This is a genomic window from Actinomadura verrucosospora (genome assembly GCF_039540335.1).
Lineage (GTDB): Bacteria > Actinomycetota > Actinomycetes > Streptosporangiales > Streptosporangiaceae > Spirillospora > Spirillospora verrucosospora.
This window is the reverse complement of the sequence record NZ_BAABEV010000039.1, coordinates 42,109-64,269: the sequence shown is the minus strand read 5'-3', so window position 1 is coordinate 64,269 and position 22,161 is coordinate 42,109. Positions and strand designations below refer to the sequence as shown.

At 74.1% G+C, this 22,161-nt stretch carries 21 protein-coding genes; 7 read left to right on the top strand and 14 right to left on the bottom strand.

Annotated features, from left to right (window positions below; genetic code table 11):
* Positions 1–5: 5 nt before the first annotated feature.
* Positions 6–941, top strand: a complete 936-nt coding sequence (locus ABD944_RS32055; RefSeq protein ID WP_345183032.1) for a TIGR03619 family F420-dependent LLM class oxidoreductase — start codon at positions 6–8, stop codon at positions 939–941.
* Here ABD944_RS32055 and ABD944_RS32050 read toward each other — a convergent pair whose 3' ends face one another.
* On the bottom strand, positions 942–1,382 hold the full coding sequence (locus ABD944_RS32050) for an Lrp/AsnC family transcriptional regulator (RefSeq protein WP_345183031.1): 441 nt from the start codon (positions 1,380–1,382) through the stop codon (positions 942–944).
* Between the two features lie 98 nt (positions 1,383–1,480).
* Positions 1,481–2,503 carry a LacI family DNA-binding transcriptional regulator gene (locus ABD944_RS32045; protein WP_345183030.1) on the bottom strand — a complete coding sequence of 341 codons (1,023 nt, stop codon included), beginning with the start codon at positions 2,501–2,503 and terminating at the stop codon, positions 1,481–1,483.
* A gap of 146 nt (positions 2,504–2,649) precedes the next feature.
* On the opposite strand from ABD944_RS32045, the gene ABD944_RS32040 reads away from it, so the two are divergent.
* The gene (locus ABD944_RS32040) at positions 2,650–3,894 is read left to right on the top strand and encodes an ABC transporter ATP-binding protein (protein WP_345183028.1); all 1,245 of its coding nucleotides are present in this window, start codon (positions 2,650–2,652) and stop codon (positions 3,892–3,894) included.
* 69 nt (positions 3,895–3,963) lie between these two features.
* On the opposite strand, the gene ABD944_RS32035 is transcribed toward ABD944_RS32040, so the two are convergent.
* The 5 genes from ABD944_RS32035 to ABD944_RS32015 form a co-directional block, all read right to left on the bottom strand.
* The gene (locus ABD944_RS32035) at positions 3,964–4,899 is read right to left on the bottom strand and encodes a carbohydrate ABC transporter permease (protein ID WP_345183027.1); all 936 of its coding nucleotides are present in this window, start codon (positions 4,897–4,899) and stop codon (positions 3,964–3,966) included.
* A complete protein-coding gene (locus ABD944_RS32030) occupies positions 4,896–6,281 on the bottom strand; it encodes an ABC transporter permease subunit (protein ID WP_345183026.1) in 1,386 nt (461 codons plus the stop codon). Before ABD944_RS32030 ends, ABD944_RS32035 begins: the two co-directional genes overlap by 4 nt.
* 24 nt (positions 6,282–6,305) lie before the next feature.
* Positions 6,306–7,685, bottom strand: a complete 1,380-nt coding sequence (locus ABD944_RS32025) for an ABC transporter substrate-binding protein (RefSeq protein WP_345183025.1) — start codon at positions 7,683–7,685, stop codon at positions 6,306–6,308.
* Positions 7,682–8,911, bottom strand: coding sequence for an ABC transporter ATP-binding protein (locus tag ABD944_RS32020; protein ID WP_345183024.1), 1,230 nt, complete (start codon positions 8,909–8,911; stop codon positions 7,682–7,684). The genes ABD944_RS32025 and ABD944_RS32020 overlap by 4 nt, the downstream gene beginning before the upstream one ends.
* Positions 8,912–9,164: 253 nt before the next feature.
* Entirely contained in the window at positions 9,165–10,286 is a 1,122-nt protein-coding gene (locus ABD944_RS32015; protein WP_345183023.1) for a M24 family metallopeptidase, read from the bottom strand.
* An 86-nt stretch (positions 10,287–10,372) separates the two neighbouring features.
* Here ABD944_RS32015 and ABD944_RS32010 point away from each other — a divergent pair, with 86 nt between their 5' ends.
* The 4 genes from ABD944_RS32010 to ABD944_RS31995 all read left to right on the top strand — a co-directional run bounded on the left by ABD944_RS32010 (position 10,373) and on the right by ABD944_RS31995 (position 13,733).
* Positions 10,373–11,293 (top strand): 5'-3' exonuclease, encoded by a 921-nt coding sequence (locus ABD944_RS32010; protein WP_345183022.1) that lies wholly within the window; start codon positions 10,373–10,375, stop codon positions 11,291–11,293.
* A 203-nt stretch (positions 11,294–11,496) separates the two neighbouring features.
* Complete coding sequence (locus ABD944_RS32005; protein ID WP_345183020.1) at positions 11,497–12,222, top strand: Crp/Fnr family transcriptional regulator; 726 nt, start codon at positions 11,497–11,499, stop codon at positions 12,220–12,222.
* Positions 12,223–12,314: 92 nt separating this feature from the next.
* Complete coding sequence (locus ABD944_RS32000; RefSeq protein WP_345183019.1) at positions 12,315–12,914, top strand: RNB domain-containing ribonuclease; 600 nt, start codon at positions 12,315–12,317, stop codon at positions 12,912–12,914.
* Between the two features lie 15 nt (positions 12,915–12,929).
* On the top strand, positions 12,930–13,733 hold the full coding sequence (locus ABD944_RS31995) for a hypothetical protein (protein WP_345183018.1): 804 nt from the start codon (positions 12,930–12,932) through the stop codon (positions 13,731–13,733).
* Positions 13,734–13,769: 36 nt separating this feature from the next.
* Here the strand turns inward: ABD944_RS31995 and ABD944_RS31990 are convergent, their stop codons facing one another.
* The 4 genes from ABD944_RS31990 to nirB form a co-directional block, all read right to left on the bottom strand.
* Complete coding sequence (locus ABD944_RS31990) at positions 13,770–13,958, bottom strand: hypothetical protein (RefSeq protein ID WP_185033969.1); 189 nt, start codon at positions 13,956–13,958, stop codon at positions 13,770–13,772.
* A gap of 168 nt (positions 13,959–14,126) precedes the next feature.
* The gene (locus ABD944_RS31985) at positions 14,127–15,326 is read right to left on the bottom strand and encodes an amidohydrolase family protein (RefSeq protein ID WP_345183017.1); all 1,200 of its coding nucleotides are present in this window, start codon (positions 15,324–15,326) and stop codon (positions 14,127–14,129) included.
* Between the two features lie 25 nt (positions 15,327–15,351).
* On the bottom strand, positions 15,352–16,824 hold the full coding sequence (locus ABD944_RS31980; protein WP_345183016.1) for an FAD-dependent oxidoreductase: 1,473 nt from the start codon (positions 16,822–16,824) through the stop codon (positions 15,352–15,354).
* Positions 16,821–19,322, bottom strand: coding sequence for a nitrite reductase large subunit NirB (gene nirB, locus ABD944_RS31975; RefSeq protein ID WP_345183015.1), 2,502 nt, complete (start codon positions 19,320–19,322; stop codon positions 16,821–16,823). Before nirB ends, ABD944_RS31980 begins: the two co-directional genes overlap by 4 nt.
* A gap of 141 nt (positions 19,323–19,463) precedes the next feature.
* Here nirB and ABD944_RS31970 point away from each other — a divergent pair, with 141 nt between their 5' ends.
* Positions 19,464–20,312: an NAD-dependent protein deacetylase gene (locus tag ABD944_RS31970; RefSeq protein WP_345183014.1), complete on the top strand. Its 849-nt coding sequence runs from the start codon at positions 19,464–19,466 to the stop codon at positions 20,310–20,312.
* Positions 20,313–20,328: 16 nt separating this feature from the next.
* Here ABD944_RS31970 and ABD944_RS31965 read toward each other — a convergent pair whose 3' ends face one another.
* The 3 genes from ABD944_RS31965 to ABD944_RS31955 all read right to left on the bottom strand — a co-directional run bounded on the left by ABD944_RS31965 (position 20,329) and on the right by ABD944_RS31955 (position 22,098).
* Complete coding sequence (locus ABD944_RS31965; protein ID WP_345183013.1) at positions 20,329–21,036, bottom strand: DUF4142 domain-containing protein; 708 nt, start codon at positions 21,034–21,036, stop codon at positions 20,329–20,331.
* A gap of 93 nt (positions 21,037–21,129) precedes the next feature.
* Positions 21,130–21,609, bottom strand: coding sequence for a MarR family winged helix-turn-helix transcriptional regulator (locus ABD944_RS31960; protein ID WP_345183012.1), 480 nt, complete (start codon positions 21,607–21,609; stop codon positions 21,130–21,132).
* Positions 21,610–21,669: 60 nt separating this feature from the next.
* On the bottom strand, positions 21,670–22,098 hold the full coding sequence (locus ABD944_RS31955; protein WP_345183011.1) for an FAD-linked oxidase C-terminal domain-containing protein: 429 nt from the start codon (positions 22,096–22,098) through the stop codon (positions 21,670–21,672).
* Positions 22,099–22,161: the final 63 nt, after the last annotated feature.

The window sequence follows — 22,161 nt, the reverse complement described above, 5'->3', positions numbered from 1 at the left end:
CGCCGGTGCGGGAGGGGGACGCCGTGGAGATCGGGTTCGCGGTGCCGGGGTCCGGTGCGTGGGCGTCCCCGCGCAACCAGGTGACGGTGGCGCGGCGTGCCGAGGAGCTCGGCTACCGCTCGCTGTGGACGCTGCAGCGAGTCCTCAACCCGGCCGGGTCGACCGACCTCACCTACCGCAACGTCCCCGACCCGCTGATCACCCTGGCCTACCTCGCCGCCCACACCTCCCGGGCGCGGCTCGGCGTCGCGGTCGTGAACCTTCCGTTCTACGCGCCGCCGATCCTCGCCAAGCAGGCCGCCACCCTCGACCACGTCAGCGGGGGACGCCTGGACCTCGGGCTCGGGATCGGCTGGATGCGCGAGGAGTTCGCGGCGGTCGGCGCCCCCATGGAGCGCCGCGGCGCCCGCGCCGAGGAGTTCATCGCCGCGCTGCGCGCCCTGTGGGCCGGCGGGTCCGGGGACCCGGCGCGATTCCACGGCGAGTTCTACGACATCCCGCCCGTGACGATGGACCCGCTCCCGCTCCAGCCGTCCGGGCCGCCGATCCTGCTGGGCGGCGGTGCCGAACCCGCCCTGCGGCGCGCGGGCCGGCTGGCCGAGGGCTGGGTCAGCTCCAGCCGCGCCGACCTCGCCGCGATCGGCCGCTCCGTGGAGGTGGTGCGGGAGGCCGCCGAGGAGGCCGGGCGGGACGCGTCCGCGCTGCGGTTCGTGTGCCGGGGCGCGGTCCGGGTCCGCCCCGCGGGGCGGGAGGAGCGGCGCCCGCTCACCGGCTCCTTCGAGGAGATCCGCGGCGACTTCGGGGCGCTGGCGCGGCAGGGCGTCACCGAGCTGTTCGTGGACCTGAACTTCGATCCGGAGATCACCGGGCCGGACGCCGATCCGGACGCGTCGCTGGACCGCGCCCTGGAGACGCTGGAGGCGTTCGCGCCGGGGCAGTGACTACAGGGGCGGCCGCCGCGCCTCCCAGGGGGTGCTGAGCACGACGGTGGTGCGCGTCGCGACGTTCGCGGCGGCGCGGATCTTCTGCAGCAGGTCCTCCAGCTCGTTCGGCGAGGCGACCCGGACCTTGAGGATGTAGCTCTCCTCCCCCGCCACCGAGTGGCACGCCTCGATCGCCTGCAGGTGCGCCAGCCGGTCGGGGGCGTCGTCGGGGGCCGCCGGGTCGATCGGCTTGATCGACACGAAGGCGGTCAGCGGCAGGCCGATCTCCCGGTTGTCGAGCTGGGCGGCGAAGCCCTTGATGACGCCGCGCTTCTGCAGCCTCCGGACGCGCTGGTGCACCGCCGACACCGACAGGCCCGTCTCCTTGGCCAGGTCGGTGAAACTCATCCGCCCGTCGTCGGCCAGCAGGGCCATGATCTGACGATCGATCTCCTCCACGCGGGAAATCTAGCGCGCCGGGGCCCGTGCGCGGGCCCTCGTTCGATCACGGATCGGCTTTCCCGCAGGGGCGGGAGCGCAGCGCCGACCGCGTGCGGCTAGCGGCGCGCGCTCCGCAGCGGCCCGCAGCTGCCGCGCACCACCAGCTCCGTCGGCAGCACGACCGGGCCTCCCCTGCCGCGCCGGGCGGGCTCGCGCAGCAGCAGCTCGCAGGCGCGGTAGCCGATGTCGTGGCCGGGCCTGGCCACGGCGGTCAGCGGCGGATCGCACAGCTCCGCCCACGCGACGTCGTCCACCATCGCGATGGACACGTCGGCCGGCACCCGCAGGTCGAGCTCGCGGGCGACCAGGACGGCGGCCTCGCCGAGCAGGTGCCCGGCGGCCAGGACGGCGGTGACGTCAGCGCGGCGCTGCAGCAGCCCGGCGGCGGCCGCGTAGGCGGCGTCGCGGGCGGGACGCGCGGCCACGACGAGGTCCTCCTCCGCGGGCAGGCCCAGCTGCGCCAGGGTTTCGCGGAACGCCCGCTCGCGCGCGCCCGCGGGACGGCCCGGCGCGCCGCCGAGGAACCCGATGCGGCGGTGCCCGAGCCCGGCGAGGTACTCGGTGAGGGACCGCACGCCGCCCGCGTCGTCGGCCAGCACGGACGGGACGTCGGGCAGCCCGGGCAGGACCCGGTCGGCGAACACGACGCTGGAGCACACCCGGGCCGCGGCGCGCCAGTCGGCCTCGTCCCCGGCGGGCAGCGCGATGATCCCGTCGACCCGCTGCTCGACGAGCCGGTCGACGATCTCGGCCTCGCGGGAGGGGTCGCCGTGCGCGGCGTCCACGATGACGTGCTCGCCGAGGGTGCGGGCGCAGGCCAGCACACCCGCGACCACCTCGGCGCAGAACGGGTCGGTGACGTCGGGGACGACCAGGCCGATGCCGCCACTGCGGCGCAGCTTCAGGCCCCGGCCGAGGGCGCTCGGCCGGTAGTCCAGCTCGCGGGCCGCGGCCAGCACCCGCTCGCGGGTCGCGGCGCTCGCCGAGCCCGTCCCGGAGAACACCCGCGACACCGTGGCGATGCCGACGCCCGCCGCCGCGGCCACGTCCTTGATCGTCGCCGACCGCCGTTCCGCCACCCGCGCACCGTCCCTTTCCGCCTGTTTCGATCATCTTCTCACGATGACGTCTCCCCTGGAAACGATTCCATGATGTTTACTCCAGCCAATACGACATATCCCCTGCTCGGCGGGGGAACGGCGGAAACGTTTCCAAAGGGGTTCGGATGGCCAAGATCGTGCTGGACCGGGTCGACAAGGTGTACGGCGGCGGAGTCAAGGCCGTCGACGGGCTCGATCTGGAGATCCGCGACGGCGAGTTCATGGTGCTGGTCGGGCCGTCCGGCTGCGGCAAGTCCACCGCGCTGCGGATGATCGCCGGGCTGGAGGAGATCTCCGGCGGGAAGATCTCCATCGGCGACCAGGTCGTCAACGACCTCGCGCCGAAGGACCGCGACATCGCGATGGTGTTCCAGAACTACGCCCTCTACCCGCACATGACGGTCGAGCAGAACCTCGCGTTCGGCCTCAAGCTGCGCGGGACGCCGAAGGCGGAGATCAAGCAGAAGGTCCGCGACGCCGCCAAGATGCTCGGCCTGGAGCAGTACCTGTCCCGCAAGCCGGCCGCGCTGTCGGGCGGCCAGCGGCAGCGCGTCGCGATGGGCCGCGCCATCGTCCGCCAGCCGCAGGCGTTCCTGATGGACGAGCCGCTGTCCAACCTCGACGCCAAGCTCCGCGTCTCCATGCGCGCCTCCCTCAGCCAGCTGCACGAGCGGCTCGGCGTCACCACCGTGTACGTCACCCACGACCAGGTCGAGGCCATGACGCTCGGATCGCGGGTGTGCGTGCTGCGCGAGGGCAAGCTCCAGCAGGTCGACACCCCGCAGCGGCTGTTCGACAACCCCGTCAACCTGTTCGTGGCCGGGTTCATCGGCTCGCCCGCGATGAACTTCGTGCTCGCCGACCTCGAGACCGGCGACGGCGGGGCGCGGGTCTCCTTCGCCGGCTACACGCTGCCCGTCCCGGCCGCGGTCATGGACGACAAGCCGGGCCTGGGCGACTACCTCGGCAAGAAGGTCATCCTCGGCATCCGCCCGTCGGACTTCGAGGACTCCGCGCACGCCCAGCCCGGCTGGGCGCCGATGGCGGTGCGCAGCAGCGTCACCGAGGAGCTCGGCAGCGAGATCAACGTGATCTTCACGATCGACGCCCCGCCGGTCGAGCACAAGGACACCGCCGACCTGGCCGAGGACGCCGCCGAGGGCGAGGCCGAGGCGATCCCGCTGATCGACAACAAGGCGCTGTGGACGGCCCGCGTCAACTCCCGCTCGCACGTGCGCCCGGGGCAGGACGTGGACCTCGCCGTCGACACGCGCCGCCTGCACTTCTTCGACCCGTCCAGCGGTCTGGCCATCGGGCACCCCGACGTCGCCGAACGGCACGGCGCCGCGGACCTGCGCAAGTCCGGCTGACCGTCCCGCTGCGACAGGGCGGTGCCCACGGCCTCGGTGAGGCCGTGGGCACCGTTGTCCCGGCGGGCGTCACTTCACCGAGCCGGCGAGGACCCCCTGGACGAAGTAGCGCTGGAAGGCGAAGAACACGATCAGCGGGACGACCAGCGACAGGAACGCGCCGGGCGCGAGGATGTCGATGTTGCCGGTGAACTGCCGCATCTGCGACTGCAGCCACTTGGTCATCGGCTGCGACCCGGTGTCGGCGAACACCAGCGCGACCAGCAGGTCGTTCCACACCCACAGGAACTGGAAGATGCCGAGCGAGGCGATCGCCGGGCCGCCCAGCGGGAAGATCACCCGGCGGAAGATCGTCCACTCCGAGCCGCCGTCCATCCGCGCCGCCTCCAGCAGGTCCCGGGGGATCGCCGCGAAGAAGTTGCGGAGCAGGAAGATGGCGAACGGCAGCCCGAAGGCCACGTGGAACAGCACGACGCCGGTGATCGAGCCGAACATGTGGAAGCTTCCGAACTCGATGTAGCCGTACAGCCTGGCGACCGGGATCAGCGCGACCTGGACCGGCACCACCAGCAGCGCCACGACGCCGAGGAACAGCCAGTCCCGGCCGGGGAACTCCATCCAGGCGAACGCGTAGGCGGCCAGCGAGGCGATCGCGACCACCAGCAGCGTCGCCGGGACGGTGATCAGCACCGTGTTCCAGAACGAGTCGACGAAGTCGCCCTTGTCCAGCAGCGCGCCGTAGGACTCGGCGGTCAGCTGCGCCGGCTTGGCGAACACGTTCCACCAGCCGTCGGCGTTGTTGTCCTCGTTGGAGCGCAGCGAGGCGACCAGCAGGCCGAGGGTCGGCACCAGCCAGAACAGCGCGACCAGGACCAGCAGCGCCTGCGCGGCGCCGCCGCCCGCCCTGCCGACGATCCGCGCGGCCAGGCCGCGCCGCGGCGCTCCCGCCGCGCCGCCGCCCTCCGCCCCGGAGGGCGCCTGCGGGGCCTTCTCCGCGGTGCTCATTTGCGCTCCTGCCGCATTCTCCGGATGTTGAACAGCATGGCGGGCAGCACCAGCACGAACAGCAGCACGGCGATGGCGCTGCCGGAGCCCTGGTCGTTGCCGCCGCCGAACGACTCGGTCCACATCTGCAGCGCCAGCACGCTGGCGTTCGGATCGCCGCCGCCGATGATGTAGACGAGGTCGAAGACCTTCAGGACGTTGATGACCAGCGTCACCAGCACCACCATCAGGACGGGCGCGAGCAGCGGGATCGTCACCCGCCGGAACACCTGCCACTCGGTGGCGCCGTCCACCCGCGCCGCCTCCAGGGCGTCGCGCGGGATGGCCGCGAGCCCGGCGGCGATGAGCACCATCGCGAAGCCCGACCACACCCACAGGTACGACCCGATGATCGCCGGGGTGATGAGGGTGTCGCCGAGCCACTCGGCGCCCTGGTAGGCGGTGGTGAAGTTGTCCTTGGGCAGCCGGATCGTGTACGTCCCGGCGGGCACCTTCCGCATGGTGAAGGTTCCGTCGGCCTCCGTGGTGGCCTTGGCGACGACCTTGCCGCCCTGGACCGCCTCGACCCGGATGCCCGGCAGGCCGGACTCTCCGGAGTTGGGGGCGTTCTGCTGGCCGCCCCCGCCCCGGGTGAAGTCGAACCAGACCGTGCCGGTCAGCCGGCCCGGCCCGGCCGCCGGGGGCGGCGCGGCGGGCTCGGCGCCCTTCGGCAGGTACTCGGGCTTGATCTTCAGCAGCGGGACGAGCGCGCTCTGCCCCGCCGAGTACGGCCGCACCGAGACCACGGCGCCGCCGTCCTGCCGGACCGGCGAGTTCCCGCCGTTGCGGGGCCCGGCTCCCGGGTAGGTGGTGTCCTGCCGGAACATGTCGTGGACCGCGACCATCGCCGCGTTCGCCACGCCCTTGTCCGGGTCCTGCTGGTACACCAGCCGGAAGATCACGCCGGAGGCGAGGAACGAGATCGCCATCGGCATGAACACCACGAGCTTGAACACCGTCGCCCACCGGATCCGCTCGGTGAGCACGGCGAACACCAGGCCGACGATGGTCACCACGGTCGGCGCCACGACGACCCAGATGGCGGTGTTGCGCACCGCCACGAGGTTGTCGTGCCCCTTGAAGACCCCGGTGTAGTTGTCGACGCCGACGAACGAGCCGCCCGAGGCGTCGAAGAAACTGCGGATCACCGAGTAGACGATCGGGTACACGACGAGGAAGCCGAGCAGCAGCAGCGCCGGCAGCAGGAACGTCAGGGCCAGCCACGACGGCGGGGTCAGCCGCTCGCGCGCGCCGCGGGCGCCCCTGCCGGCGGGCGGCGCGTCGATGGCGGCGGCGCCGCCGGCCGTCGCGGCCGGCGGCATGTCCTCATTCGGAGCCTTCATCCAGGGATTCCCTACTTGTAGGCCCTACTTGTACGCCTTGGCCGCCTCGGCCTCCAGCTTGGCCTGCGTGCCCTTGACGTCGGTCGGGTTCTGCACGAACTGGCGCAGCGCCTCCCACTCGCCCTTGCCGGGCGTCGCGCCGAACGCGGCGGGAGCCAGGTCGGACATGTCGTAGCGGGCGGCGTCGCCGGCCTGCTGGAGCTGGGTGATCAGCTGCTTGGCGATCGGGTCGGAGTAGGCGTCGGGCTTGACGTTCTTGTTCGGCGTCAGGTAGCCGCCGAGCCCGGCCCACACCGTGCCCGCCTCGGGCGAGGCGAGGTACTTCATGAGCTCCTGCGCGCCCTTGCCGTCCTTCAGCGCGACCGCGACGTCGCCGCCGAGGATCGCCGGGGCGGTGCCGCCGGCCTTCGGGAACGCGAAGACCTTGGCGTCCGTGCCGACCTTGGCCTTGGTGGTGCCGATGTTGGCGGCGGCGAAGTCGCCGCCGTAGACCATGGCGGCCTTCTGCTGGCCGAACACCTGGGTGACCGACTCGTCGAACTTGGTCTTGGTCGCGGTCGCGACGCCGCCGTTCAGGTAGTCGGGCTTGCCCCAGACCTCGGCGAGCGTCTGCAGCGCCTTGCCCACGCTCGGGTCGGTCCACTTGATCTCGTGCTTGGCGAGCTTGTCGTAGTTCTCCGGCCCGGCCTGCGACAGGTAGACGTTCTCGAACCAGTCGGTCAGCGTCCAGGAGTCCTGCGGGCCCGCGGCGAGCGTGAACGGGGTGGTGCCCGCGTCCTGCAGCGTGCCCGCCGCCTTGGTCAGGTCGGCCCACGCCGCGGGCGGCTGGACGCCGGCCTCGTCGAACGCCTCCGGCCGGTACCACAGGATCGACTTGTAGGCGGCCTTGACGATCACGCCGTAGGTCTTGCCGTCGGAGGAGCCGAGCTCCTTCCAGTACGGCGCGAAGTTCTGCCCGACCTGCGAGACCACGTCGTCGCCCAGGGGCTTGAGCGCCCCCTTGCCGGCGTACTGCTGCATGAGGCCCGGCTGCGGCAGGATCGCCACGTCCGGCGGGTTCTTGGCCTCGATGCGCGGGCCGAGGTAGGCGTCGGTGTTCTCCCCGGTGGAGGCGTAGTTGACCTTCGCCCCGGTCTTCTTCTCGAACGCCTGCAGGACCTTGCGGAAGTTCGCCTCCTCCGGACCGGTCCACTTGGCCGCGACCTCGATGGTGGTGCCCTTCAGCTCACCCCCGCCGGAGGGCGACGACCCGTCCCCGTCCTTGTCGTCGCCGCCGCAGGCGGCGGCCGCGGACAGCAGCAGTCCCGCCGCGACGGCGACTCCCGTCACGCGCCTGCCGACGCCGGCGGAGCCGTGTCGGGGGGTGCGGGGGGAGGTCCCCCCGCCGGCAAAGCTGACCCTCATTCCTCATCCTCCCTGGCCGGAGCGGCGTCGCCTGTTCCCCAGATCGACGCGCCGGACTCGATATCGAAGAAGTGCAGGCGTCCGGTGTCGACGCGGATCGTCACCGGGTCGCCCACCTTCACGCGGGTGCGCGGGCTGAACCGCGCGACCAGGTCCGTGCGGGGGCTCTCCAGGTCCCCCAGCACGTCGGTCCCCGCGTCGCGCGCGAGCTCCTTGGTGTCCTCGGTGACGACCTGGGACGCCTCGATCGCGAAGTGCACCAGCACGTCCGAGCCCATCGCCTCGACGAGGTCGGCGGTGGAGGCCAGCCCGGATCCCTCGGGCGTCTCCACGAGCTCGGAGTCCTCCATGTCCTCGGGGCGGATGCCGACGACGACGTCGCCGCCGAGGTGGGACGCCAGGGCCGGACGCTCGGTCATGACCTCGGCCGGAAGCGCCAGGGTCTGGCCGCCGATCTCCAGGCGCGGGTTCTCCGCGTCGCCGGACAGCGTGCCCTGGACCAGGTTCATGGCCGGTGAGCCGATGAATCCGGCGACGAACAGGTTCGCCGGCCGGTCGTAGAGCTCCTGCGGCGCGGCGACCTGCTGCAGGCGCCCCTTCTTCATCACCGCGACCCGGTCGCCGAGCGTCATCGCCTCGGTCTGGTCGTGGGTGACGTAGATCGTGGTGACGCCGAGGTCGCGCTGGAGGCGGGCGATCTCGGCGCGCATCTGGACGCGCAGCTTGGCGTCGAGGTTGGACAGCGGCTCGTCCATCAGGAACGCCTGCGGCTCCCGGACGATCGCGCGGCCCATCGCGACGCGCTGCCGCTGCCCGCCCGAAAGGTTGCGAGGCTTCTTGTCCAGGTAGTCGGTCAGGCCCAGGGTCCGCGCGGCCCGGTCGACCTTCTCGCGGATCTCGGCCTTCGGCAGCTTGCGCAGCGACAGGCCGAAGCCGATGTTGTCGCGCACCGACAGGTGCGGGTAGAGGGCGTAACTCTGGAACACCATCGCGACGTCGCGGTCCCGGGACGGCACCCGGTTGACGACCCGCCCGCCGATCGTGACCTCGCCCTCGGAGATCTCCTCCAGCCCGGCGACCATCCGCAGCGCGGTGGTCTTGCCGCAGCCCGACGGGCCCACCAGGACGAGGAACTCCCCGTCGGCGATGTGGAGGTTCAGGTCGGTCACGGCCCGCGTGCCGTCGGGATAGACCTTCCCGACGCTGGTCAGGTCGACCTCTGCCACGGCGTCTCCTCTTCGTCACGGCACGTCGATGCGGAAGAAACTCGACTTACTCCCGCGTAACAGTGCAACAAGGAGGTACAGGGCCGGACACCCGGATCGCAACCGGCGGAGGCACGCTCCGGCGCATTTGATACAGAGATCGTTACCGAGCCGTTTCCGTCTCAATTTGCGCTGCCCGAAAACAGCACGTGGGCATGAACGCAAACCCGTTCATGCCCACGGTCGTCCGGGCGCCCGAAGCGCCGGACCGGCGTCAGCCCACGACCACCAGCCCGCGCTCGGTGACGTTCATCGGCGCGTAGCCCTCCTCGGTGCACACGACGATGTCCTCGATGCGGGCGCCGTGCGGGCCGGGGTAGATGCCGGGCTCGATCGAGAACGCCATCCCGGGCTCCAGCGGCTCGCGGTTGCCGGCGACGATGTAGGGCTCCTCGTGCGACTCCAGCCCGATGCCGTGGCCCGTGCGGTGGAAGAAGTGCTGGCCGTGCCCGGCGGCGGCGATGATGTCGCGGCCAGCCGCGTCCACCTCCTCCGGCGTCGCCCCCGGCCGCACGGCCTCGCAGGACGCGCGCTGCGCCTCCTCCAGCACCGCGAAGTACGCGCGGTACTCGGCGGGCGGCTCGCCCACGCAGTAGTTGCGGGTCGAGTCCGAGCAGTAGCCGCTCGGCATCGTCCCGCCGATGTCGACCACCACGGGCTCGCCGGGACGGATGACCCGGTCCGACAGCTCGGCGTGCGGGTTGGCGCCGTTCGGGCCGGAGCCGACGATGACGAAGTCGACCTGCGCGTGCCCCTCGGCGATGATCGCGTCGGCGATGTCGCGGCCCACCTCGCGCTCGGTGCGCCCGGCCCTCAGCAGGTCCGGGACCCGGCGGTGCACCCGGTCGATCGCCTCCCCCGCCTCGCGCAGCGCCGCCACCTCCGCCGCGCTCTTGCGCATCCGCAGCTCCCGCAGCACGCTCCCGGCCGCGACCTGCTCGGCGCCGGGCATCGCGCCGCGGAACCGCAGCGCCATCACCGCCCACATCCGGTCGGCCACGCCGACGGTCCCCACGTCCCGCGGGAGGCGGCCGGCCACCAGCGCGTAGGGGTCGTCGGTCTCGTCCCACGGCACCAGCTCCAGCCCGAGGGACCCCGCCGGCGACTCCTGCGCGGCGGGAAGCTCCAGCCGGGGGACGACCAGGAACGGCTCGCCGCCGGCCGGGACCACCAGGCAGGTGAGCCGCTCGAGCTGCTTGGCGTCGTACCCGGTGACGTATCGCAGGTCGGGGCCGGGTGTCAGCAGGACCGCCCCGAGACCCGCCTTCACCGTCGCCTCGCGCACCAGGCCGACACGCTCGCGCGGATACAACTCCGTTGTCACATCCGTCTCCATATCCCAGCTCCTCTCCAGTGGCCGGTACCAGGATCCCAGGAGCGTCCGGGCGCCGGTGACCCGGCCCGCGTGGCAGCATGTGCCCCATGAGCGGGCTGATGCTGCTGGACACGCCGTCGTTGTACTTCCGCGCCTTCTTCGGAGTCCCCGAGTCGGTGACGGCCCCCGACGGGACCCCGGTGAACGCGGTGCGCGGGCTCGTCGACATGATCGCCCGGCTCGTCCAGGACCGCCGGCCGGAGCGGCTCGTGTGCTGCATGGACGCCGACTGGCGCCCGGCGTTCCGGGTGGAGGCGCTGCCCTCCTACAAGGCGCACCGGGTGGCCGAGGACGGCGGCGACCAGACGCCCGACGCGCTGGAGGCCCAGCTCCCGGTCATCGAGCAGGTGCTGGACGCCTTCGGGCTGGCGCGCGCGGGCGTCCCGGGCTACGAGGCCGACGACGTCATCGGGACGCTCGCGGTGCGGGGCGCGGCCGACGGGCCGGTCGACATCGTGACCGGCGACCGCGACCTGTTCCAGCTCGTCGACGACCGCGCCCCCGTCTGCGTGCTGTACACCGCGCGGGGGATCCGGAACCTGCAGGTGATGGGCGAGAAGGAGGTCGCGGCCAAGTACGGCATCCCGGGCCGCGGCTACGGCGACTACGCCACGCTGCGCGGCGACCCGAGCGACGGGCTGCCCGGCGTGCCGGGGGTCGGCGACAAGACCGCCGCCGCGCTCGTCACCCGGTTCGGCTCGGTCGAGGGGATCCTCGCGGCGCTGGACGCCGGCACCGACGAGGGGTTCCCGGCGGGCGCGCGCCGCCGGATGGAGGCGGCCCGCGAGTACCTGGCCGCCGCCGAGACCGTGGTGCGGGTCGTCACCGACATCGACGCCCCCGAACTGGCGGGCCTGGACGACCGGCTGCCCGCCGAGCCGCGCGACCCCGAGGCCCTCGTCCGGCTCGCCGACACCTGGAACCTGTCCAGCCCGGTCAACCGCCTGCTGAACGCGCTCTCCCGCTGACCGCTCCCCGGTGCAAGTTGCGCCGAGAGTGTCAGATGACACAGACAGCGCGGTCTCCGGCGTGCAGCATTCGGAGCGGTGAGGGGTTCTCCTTGGCACATGAAGGCGACCGGTACCCGCGGCACTTGGGCCTCAACGCCCCACTCCCCCCAATTGCCGCGGGTACCGGTTAATCCGAACCCCGGACCGGAGACGGACGTGCCGTGACCGAGCGGACCCGACCCCGCGGCGGCCTCGCCGCGGGCCCCGGCGGCGGATTCTGGGCCGCGCTGGACGGCCCGGAGCGCGCGGCGCTGCGGGCCGCCGGGCGGGCGCGGAGCTACCAGCCGAGAACGCCCCTGTGCTACCAGGGCGACGACTCCGACCACATCATCGTCATCGAGTCGGGCTGGGCGAAGGTCACCTGCGCCGGCGAGGACGGGCGCGCGGTCGTGCTCGCCGTGCGCGGCCCCGGGGACCTCGTCTGCGAGAGCGCGGTGCTCGGCGGCCGCGAGCGGTCGGCGACGGTGCAGGCGCTCGACCACGTCCGGGCGCTCATCGTCCCGGCGGCCCGGTTCACCGCCTTCCTGGACGCCCACCCCCGGGTGTGGCGGCTGGTCAGCGGCACGTTCGTGCGGCGCCTCGACGACGCCGACCGCAGGCTGCGGGCGCACGTGTCGGCGCAGGGAGCCCGGCGGCTGGCGATCCTGCTGTCGGGCCTCGCCGAACTGTCGGCCCGGCACGCCCCGCCCGCCGCCGGCGGCGCGGTCGCGATCGGGCCGCCGCTGTCCCAGGAGGAGCTCGGCAGCTGGATGGACGCCTCCCGGGAGACCGTCGCGCGGGCGCTGTCCACGCTGCGGCGGGAGGGCCTGGTCAGCACCGGCTGGCGCAGGATCACCGTGGAGGACCCGCCGGGCCTGCGCGCGTTCGCGGACTCCCCGGAGGACTGAGGCCGCCCGGCCGGAATCGAGCGGCCGGGCCGGTGCCTTTACATTGTAGATTCACAACGGGATCGGGTGGTTCGTCCCGTACGCTCGGTCGTGTGCCGCGCCGACCGCTGCGACTGCGTACCGCCGAGGCCGACACCGAGGTCCGCGCGGGACTCGACCGGATCCGCGCCGAGTTCTCGGTGCCCGGCGCGTTCCCGCCCGCCGCCCTCGCCGAGGCCGCCGCGTCCGCGCCTCCCCTGAACGGCCGGGCGGACCTGCGCGACGTCCCTTTCTTCACCCTGGACCCGCCCGGCTCCCTCGACCTCGACCAGGCGATGCACCTGGAGCGGCGCGGGTCCGGGCACCGGGTGCGGTACGCGATCGCCGACGTGGCGGGATTCGTCCGCCCGGGCGGCGCGCTCGACACCGAGGCGCGCGCCCGCGGCGTCACGCTCTACCTGCCGGACGCGAGCTCGCCGCTGCATCCGCGCCCCCTGTCGGAGGGGACCGCGAGCCTTCTGCCGGGCCGGGAGCGCCCCGCCGTGGCCTGGACGATCGACATCGACGACGCCGGGCGGATCACCGGCGTCGACGTGCGGCGCGCCCTCGTGCGCAGCCGCGACCGGCTCGACTACGCCACCGCCCGCCGCGGCGACGGCGACCCGCGGATCGCGCTGCTCGGCGAGATCGGCGAGCGGCTCATCGCGGCGTAGGCCGCGCGCGGCGGCGTGAGCCTGCCGCTGCCCGAGCAGGAGGTCGTGCACGCGGGCGGCGGCTGGGCGCTCAAGCTGCGCGGCGACCTGGCCACCGAGGCGTGGAACGCGCAGATCTCGCTGCTGACCGGGCGGGCCGCGGCCCGGCTGATGCTGGACGGCGGCGTCGGGCTGCTGCGCACCATGCCGCCCGCGCCGGCCGAGGCGGTCGAGCGGCTGCGGCTGGCGGCCCGGGCGCTCGGGGTCTCCTGGCCCGGGGACGCCTCCTACGGCGACATCGTCCGCGCCCTGGACCCGGCGCTCCCCCGGCACGCGGCGTTCCTGCACGACGCGGCGGGGCTGATGCGCGGCGCCGGCTACACCGCCTTCGACGGGGCGCCACCGGAGCAGGCCGAGCACGCCGCCGTCGCGGCCCCGTACGCGCATGTCACCGCGCCGATCCGGCGGCTGGCCGACCGGTACGCCACGGAGGTGTGCCTGGCGCTGGCGGCGGACCGCCCGGTCCCGCAGTGGGCGCGCGAGGCGCTGCCGCACCTGCCCGAGGCGATGCAGCGGGCGCTGCGCCGCGGCGCCGACATCGACCACGCGTGCGTCGACCTGGTCGAGGCGCTGCTCCTGCGCGACCACGTCGGGGACGTGTTCGACGCGGTGGTGGTGGACGTGAACGGCGACCGCACCGGCGGGCGCGTCCAGCTGGTGGCGCCGCCGGTGTTCGGCCGCTGCGACGGGGAGGGCCTGCCGCTCGGCGAGCAGGTCAGGGTGCGGCTGGAAGAAGCGGACCCGGCGCGCCGCCGGGTCCGCTTCTCTCGTGCGTCGTGAGCCCCGCCCGCCGGGTCCGGCGGCCGGGGCGGCCGGTCACCGGCGGCCGCGGCGCCGCGGCCGCCAGCTCGCGGAGGCGCCGGTGCCGACGCCGCCGAGGTGCAGGGCGATCAGCAGCAGGCCGAGGACGGTCAGGGTGCTGTTGTTGATGGCGTCCGAGGAGATGTCGGCCAGGTCGAACAGCAGGGCAAGTGCGAAGACGATCGCGGCGACGATCGCGAGCATGTCGGCCTCCGTGGGGGTCGGGGGCCCACCGCGGGCCCCTCGGCTGCCTACCGGATCTCCTCCAGCCCGCCGCCGAAACCGCGCCCCCTTTCCGGTCGGCCGATATCCGAATTTGCGACGGGGCGAGCGTTCCCGCCGGTCAGCGGCCGGTCACGCGGCGTGCGCCGCCTACGGTTCGTCGGGAGCGTCCCGCCCGCCGGCGAGCGCGGCGCGGGCGCGCTCGGTCATGCGGACGACCTCGCGGCGCACCTGAGAACGTTCCGTGAGCCGCTCGCCGAACGGGATCCGGACCGGGTGCTCGACGCCCCCGTCGGCGACGGCGAACTCGATGCCCCCCGCGTCCAGTCCGGTCATCCGCGCCGCGGTCGCGCCGGGGCGCCCGCCGAGCGCGCGGCAGATCGTCAGGCAGTCGGCGGCGTGGTCCTCGTTCATGTGCCGGGCGATCTGCGTGACGACGTCGTCGGTGAAGGGGTCCGCGTCGGGCATGCGAGGGTCCTCTCGGGCGGGCGGCGGGACGGTCAGGCCCTTGTAGACCTGCAGGGCGTTGCCGGCGAGGACGAGCGCGAGGGTCTCCTCGTCGAGGCCGAGGGCGGCGACGGCGCGGGCGTTGCGGGCGATGCCGGGCACGCCGGGCCAGTCGGTGCCGAAGACGAACCTGCGGGCCAGGCGCCGCAGGTCGTGCCGGGCGTAGTACTCGGGGAGCCGGCGGGGCGGCAGCCCGGACAGCTCGATCCACACCTCCTCGCGGGACAGCGCGAGGAACGCGGCGGCGTCGTACCACCAGCCGCGCCCGCCGTGGGCGAGGACGAACGTCAGGCCGGGGAACAGCCGCAGCACGTCGTCGACCGCGGTGGGATCGGCGTACCGGTTGACCGAGCCGGGGAACGAGCTCGTCCCGCAATGGACGACGACCGGGACGCCGGCGTCGCGGCACACCTCGTAGGCGGGGTGGAGCTCGGGGTCGGCCACGCTGAACCCGCCGTGCACCGGGTGCAGCTTCAGGGCGACGGCGCCGAACCCGAGCTGCCGCTCGACCTCGGCGCCGATCGGGTAGTGCAGGTGGGGGTTGACGTTGGCGATCGGCCTGAAGCGCCGCGGGTTGTGCTCCAGCAGGGGCCGCAGGTCCTCGATGGGCTGCGTGCCGGTGGTCCGCGGGCTGTACTCGCACAGCAGCAGGGCGACGTCGACGCCCTCGCCCTCGAAGTAGGCGTCCACCCGCTCGGGCACGAGCGTGCCGTCCTCGTCGTAGAGGTCCTGCCAGGGGTGGGACGAGCCGAACTCCTCCGCCCAGCGCCGCCAGGCCGGGCGGAGCGTGGGCAGCCGGGCGGCGTGCACGTGCGCGTCGATCAGCGGGCGTCCGTCGAGCATGCGGCGGAGCCTACCCGCCGGCCGCTCAGGCGACGTCCGCGGTGTCCTGCTCCTCCAGCCAGGCGACGATGCCCTCCACGGCGGAGCGGCAGCTTCCGCAACCGGTGCTCGCCCGGGTGGCGCTCGCGACGTCCTCGGCCGTGCGGGCGCCGCGCTGCCAGCAGGCGCGGATCTGGCCCTTACTGACGTTGTTGCACTGGCAGACGGTCGCCGCGTCCGGCATCCGCACCGGCGACTCGGCCTCGGGCGCCGCGCCGACGCCGGGGAACAGCAGGCCGAGGCGCTCGGCGGGCAGCGGCGAGGCCCGGTCGTAGAGCTGGGTGAGCGTCCCCGCGGTGGAGGTCTCGCCGAGCAGGATCGCGCCGATCAGCCGCCCGTCCCGGATCACGGCCTTCTTGTAGGTGCCGCGCGCCGCGTCGGTGAACCGGACGACCTCCACGTCCTCGTCGTCGTCGCCGAAGTGCGTCTCCCCCATCGACGCCAGCTCGATCCCGGCGGCCTTGAGCCGGGTGATCTGGCGGGCGCCGGTGAACCGCGCCGCGGGGTCGGTGCCGGCGAGCAGCCCCGCGAGCACGGCCGCCTGCTCCCACGCGGGCGCCACCAGCCCGTACACCTCGTCGCGGTGCTCGGAGCACTCGCCGATGGCGCGGACGGACGGGTCGGTGACCGACCGCAGCTCGTCGTCGACGATCACGGCCCGGCCGACGGCCAGGCCCGCGTCCCGGGCCAGGCCCACCTCGGGCCGGACTCCGCAGGACAGGACGACCAGGTCGGCGTCGACGACCTCGGTCCCGCCGCCGGGCAGGGCCAGCTCGACGCCGGTCACCGCGCCGCCCGCGGTGCGCAGCCCCGTGACGGCGGCCTGCAGCCGGGTGCCGATGCCGAGGGCCTCCAGGGTGCGGGCCAGGACCTTCCCGGCGGCGGGGTCGAGCTGGCGTTCCATGAGATGCCCGGCCAGGTGCAGGACCGTCACCTCCAGGCCGAGGCCGGTGAGCCCGCGCGCCGCCTCGATGCCCAGCAGCCCGCCGCCGACGACCACCGCGCGGCGCGCCGACTCGGCCAGGGCGGAGATGCGGCGGCAGTCCTCCAGCGTGCGGAACACCTGCGCGCCACCCGGAAGGCCGTCCTCCAGGCCCGGCATCGGCGGGACGAACGCGGTGCTGCCGGTCGCGAGGACGAGCGTGCCGTAGGGGGTGACCGTCCCGTCCGATGCGTGCACGGTCCTTGCCGCGCGGTCGATGCGGGTGACCTCGACGCCGAGGCGGGCGTCCACGCAGTGCGAGGCGTACCAGGCGGCGTCGACCAGGCTGATGTGGTCGGGCCGCGTCTTCCCGGCGAGGACGTTCGACAGCAGGATCCGGTTGTAGGGGCGCTGCGCCTCCGCGCCGAACACCGTCACCGGCGTCGCGGCGTCCCGGGACCGCAGCTCGTCCACGAACCGGGAGCCGGCCATGCCGTTGCCGACGACGACCACGCCCGCCGGGTCCGCGGCGCTCACCGCTTCACCTCCAGGGGGAGCGGCTTGATCTGGTCGCGCTCGACCTCGAAGGCGATGCTCGGGTCGGGGGTCTGCGGCGCGTTGACGAACGAGACGAACCGGCGGAGCCGCTCGGGGTCCTCCAGGGTGTCGCGCCACTCGTCGGAGTAGGAGGCGACGTGGCGGGCCATGGCCGCGTCGAGGTCGGCGCAGATGCCGAGCCGGTCGTCCACGATCACCTCGCGCAGGTAGTCCAGGCCGCCGTCGAGGGACTCCAGCCAGCTCGCGGTGCGCTGGAGCCGGTCGGCGGTGCGGATGTAGAACATCAGGAAGCGGTCGATGTAAGTGATCAGCTCCTCGCCGGCGAGGTCGGTGGCGAACAGGTCGGCGTGCCGGGGCCGCATGCCGCCGTTCCCGGCGAGGTAGAGGTTCCAGCCGTTCTCGGTGGCGATGACGCCGAAGTCCTTGCTCTGCGCCTCGGCGCACTCGCGGGCGCAGCCGGACACGGCCGACTTCAGCTTGTGCGGGGCGCGCAGCCCCCGGTAGCGCAGCTCGAGCCGGATCGCCATCGCGGCCGAGTCCTGGACGCCGTAGCGGCACCAGGTGGAGCCCACGCACGACTTCACCGTGCGCAGCGCCTTGCCGTAGGCGTGGCCGGACTCGAACCCGGCCTCGACGAGCCGCCGCCAGATCTCGGGCAGCTGCTCGACGCGGGCGCCGAACAGGTCGATCCGCTGACCGCCGGTGATCTTGGTGTAGAGCCCGAAGTCGCGCGCCACCTCCCCGATCACGATGAGCCTCTCGGGGGTGATCTCGCCGCCGGGGACCCGCGGGACCACCGAGTACGTGCCGTTCTTCTGCAGGTTGGCCAGGAAGTGGTCGTTGGTGTCCTGCAGCGCCGCCTGCTCGCCTTCGAGGATGTGGCCGTTGCCCAGGCTGGCGAGGATGGAGGCGACGGCGGGCTTGCAGATGTCGCAGCCGCGGCCCGTCCCGTGCTCCTGCACGAGCTGGGTGAAGCTCCCGACCCGCCCGGCCCGGACGATGTCGAACAGCTCGGCACGGCTGTAGTCGAAGTGCTCGCAGATCGCCTTGCTGACCTCGATCCCCGCGGCGGTCAGCTCGGCGTCCAGGATCCGCTTCACCAGCGGGACGCAGCTTCCGCAGCTCGTCCCGGCCCTGGTGCGGTCCTTCACGCCCGCGACGTCGGTCAGGGAGCACTCGGCGACCGTGCGGCGGATGCCCTCGGCGGTGACGTTGTTGCAGGAGCAGATGACCGTCGCGCCGGGCAGCTCGCCGCCCGCCGCCTCGGTGCCGCCGAACAGCATCTGCTCGGGCGCGCCCGGCAGGCCGCCGCCGACGTGGGCGCGGAGCGTGCCGTAGGCCTCGGCGTCGCCGACGAGGACGCCGCCGAGCAGGGTCCGCGCGTCGTCGCTGACGACGAGCCGCTTGTAGACCCCGGCGACCGGGTCGGTGTAGGTGACGCCGAGCGCGCCCCGCTCGGGACCGGCGAACGGGTCGCCGAAGCTGGCGACGTCGACGCCCATCAGCTTGAGCTTGGTCGACATGTCCGCGCCCTCGAACACCGCCGTGCTCGCGGGGGACAGCAGCCGGTCCGCGACCACCTCGGCCATCGAGAAGCAGGGCCCGACCAGCCCGTACACCGTGCCGCCGACCAGGGCGCACTCGCCGATCGCGAAGACGGCGGGGTCCTCGGTGCGGCAGGAGGCGTCCACCACGACCCCGCCGCGCTCCCCCACCGGCAGCCCGCAGCCGCGGGCCAGCTCGTCGCGCGGGCGGATCCCGGCGGAGAACACCACGACCTCTGCGTCGAGCGCCGTGCCGTCCTCCAGGACGACGCGCCGGACCGAGCCGTCCTCCCCGGCCTCCAGGGCCCGCATGGGGGTGCCCGCGTGCACGGCCATGCCGAGCGCCTCGATGTGGCGGCGCAGCATCGCGCCGCCGCCCTCGTCCAGCTGGCGCGGCATCAGCCACGGCGCCACCTCCACGACGCCGCTGCGCAGGCCGAGGCCCTGGATCGCGCGGGCCGCCTCCAGGCCGAGCAGGCCGCCGCCGACGACGGCGCCGGTGGCCCGGCCCCGCGCGTACGCGCGGATCGCGTCCAGGTCGTCGATCGTGCGGTAGACGAAGACGCCCGGCAGGTCCCGGCCCCGGACCGGGGGGACGAACGGCGCGGACCCCGTGGCGAGGACGAGCGCGTCGTAGGGGACGGCGCTCCCCGCCGAGGTGGCGACCGTCCGGGCCGCGCGGTCGATCCCGGTGACCCGCTCCCCGGTCCGCACGGTGACCGCACCGTCGTGCGCGGGGTAGGCCAGGTCGGCGCCCTCCAGATGCGTCGTGAGCGCCACGCGGTCGTAGGCGGTGCGGGGCTCCTCGCCGATCACTGTGATCGTCCACGTGCCGGCGGTGTCGCGCTCGCGCACCGCCTCCACCAGGCGGTGCGCGGCCGGCCCGTGGCCGGCGACGACCAGGCGCTTGTCCGGTCTGCTGTCGGCTCCCATGGGGCCGATCCTCGGCGGCCCGTATTACTCGCGCGGATCTTCGCTGTCACCCCCGCGTTAAGTGGCCCTCACAGCCGGCCCGCCCGCGATGCGGGGCGGGAGCCCCGCGCCGCACCCGCCCCGGTCGTGCACCATGGAAGGGTGACGGAGCTTGCGGAGAACGGGACGAAGACCGGCCTGCCGATGCTGGCCGACCTTGTCTCGGACGGCGACGTGGTGGTGCTGAGCGGCGCGGGGCTGTCGACCGAGTCGGGCATCCCCGACTACCGCGGGGAGACGGGCCGCCGGCGGCGCGCGGAGCCGATGACCTACCAGGCGTTCACCGGGAGCGAGGCGGCGCGGCGCCGCTACTGGGCGCGCAGCCACCTCGGCTGGCGGCACATCGCGCGGGCCCGCCCGAATTCCGGGCACCGCGCGGTCGCCGAGCTGCAGCGGCGCGGCCTGCTGGCCGGAATCATCACCCAGAACGTCGACGGGCTCCAGCAGGCCGCGGGCGCGCGCGAGGTGATCGAGCTGCACGGCGCGCTGGACCGCGTCCTGTGCCTGTCCTGCGGCGAGCGGTCCGCGCGCGAGCGGCTCGACGAGCGGCTGCGCGCGGCCAACCCCGGCTGGACGGCCCGCGCCGAGACGATCAATCCCGACGGGGACGCCGTCCTGCGCGACGAGGCCGTCGAGGCGTTCCGGATCGTGGGCTGCGAGCGGTGCGGCGGCGCGCTCAAGCCCGACGTGATCTTCTTCGGCGAGAACGTGCCCCCGGCCCGTGTCGGGGACTGCTTCGCGCTGACGGAGCGGGCGGGGGCGCTGCTGGTGCTGGGATCGTCGCTGACCGTGCTGTCGGGCTACCGGTTCGTCCGGCACGCGGCGCGGCACGGCGTCCCGGTGGCGATCGTCAACCGCGGCGCCACCCGGGGCGACCCGCACGCCCTGGTCACGCTGGACGCCCCGCTCGGCGCCACCCTGGACGCGCTGGTCGCCGAGCTGCCCGCCTGACGCGGACCGGCCCGGCCTACCCTCCGCCCACCAGCGTGGTCGCGGCCGGCGCCGGGCCGTGGGAGTGCCCGGGGTCCCCGGGCGGGGGCGCGCCGGTGGCCTCTGGCGGGTCGGGCAGCATGTCGCCGGTGACGAATCCGGTGCCCTCCAGCAGCCGCATGTGGGTGCGGACGAACGTCTCGCACTGCTCGGAGAAGTTCCGCACCAGCGTGTTGCGGGTGCTGCCGCGGACGGCGGCGATCGCCGGGTAGATCTGGCCGTGCGCCATCCGCAGGCGGGCGACGGCCGTCCGGTCGTAGTCGTTCCCCGACTTGCCGGTGATCTCCGACATCCAGCTCTGCTGGTCCGGTGTCGGCTGGTTCGGCAGCGGAACGTTCAGCCTAGCGGCGACCGCGCGGTCCAGTTCGTCCAGCCGGGCGTGCTGGCGCGCGATCTCGCCGAGGTTGCGGCGGGTCGCGGCCCGCGCGGCGCGGCGCTCGGCCTCCCGGCCCACGGGGATCTCCCACAGACCCGCCTGCCGGACCCGCACGACGAGGTCGCGGTCGGCGGGGCCGAGCGGCCCCCACGGGGTGTCGACGGTGGACTGGGCCGCGTTCCGGGCGTTGGCCTGCGGCGCCACGGCGCCGCCGTCGGAGGCCTGGCGGCCGATCGGCGCGCAGGCGCCGAGGAGCAGCGCCGCGGCGAGGCCGCACGCCGCAGCGACGACCGGTCGGGGTTCTCGCATCCGCCGCCGCCTTTCGTGTCGGGGAAGGGGCGTCGTCGCGCAGTACGCACGTCCGGGCGCCGAGGTTCGGCCGTGCGGGGAACGGGCCGGGCCTCAGGTCCAGCCGAGCCGGGCCAGGGAGGTGACGGGCGGTTCGCCGCCGGCCTCGGTGAAGGCGCGCAGCGCGTCGACGAGGGCCCGCCGCTGCCCGGCCGGCATCCGGGCCACCACGGCGGCGATGTCGGCGCGGCGGCGGGCGGTCACGTCGTCGACGATTCCGCGCCCGGCCGGGGTGAGCTGGATGCGGACCTCGCGGCCGCTGTCGGGGCTGGCCTGCCGGTCCACCAGCCCGGCGGCGGCCAGCCGATCCACCATTCGCATCGCGGTCGAGGGGTTGACCTCCAGCAGCCCGGCGAGCGTCACGAGCTTGGCCGGCCCCTGCGAGGCCAGCACCACCAGGAGCCGGAACTGCGGCAGGGTGACGGCGCCCTCCACCGCGGCCAGGGAGCGCACCGAGACCGCCACCAGCAGGCGGGACGCGGTCAGCAGCGCCGAGGTCACCGCGTCGACCCCGTCGTCCTGCAGCTCGTTCATGACGACTTTCTACCGGGGCCGGTCCCGCCGCCGCCAACGCCGACCGGAACCGGCCCGGGGTCACCGGCCCTCCTCGTCCGGGAGGAGGTCGGCGAGATGGCGCGGGCGGGCGGCGGTCCCCGCCTCGATCTGCGTCCGGCAGGAGAACCCGTCGGCGAGGACCGCCGTCCCCTCGCCGGCGTCGAGCGTCCGCACATCGACCCCGGCGCGCGCCAGCACGCGCTGGTCGGCGCCGAACCCCATGACGGCGTGCTGATGGCAGTGCGGTTGAGCGATCACGCGGACCGTTGTCGGTGAACGTGTCGGGCCGTAGCCGAACTCCTCGATGAGGGCGCGGAAGTCGCGCAGGTAGTCGCCGAGCCGGTCGGGCGGGACGGCGGCGTCCTCCCAGCCCTCGTGCGTGTCGGCCCGTCCCGGCGGGTAGGCGGTCGCGCCGAGTCCCGCCTCGCGCACCCTCCAGAGCCGCTCCTCCTCCCGCGGGTCGTGCACGAAGGTGCAGCGCGGCGGGTTCGGCCCGTTCTCCAGGTCGCTCGATGAGCGACCGGGCCCTGC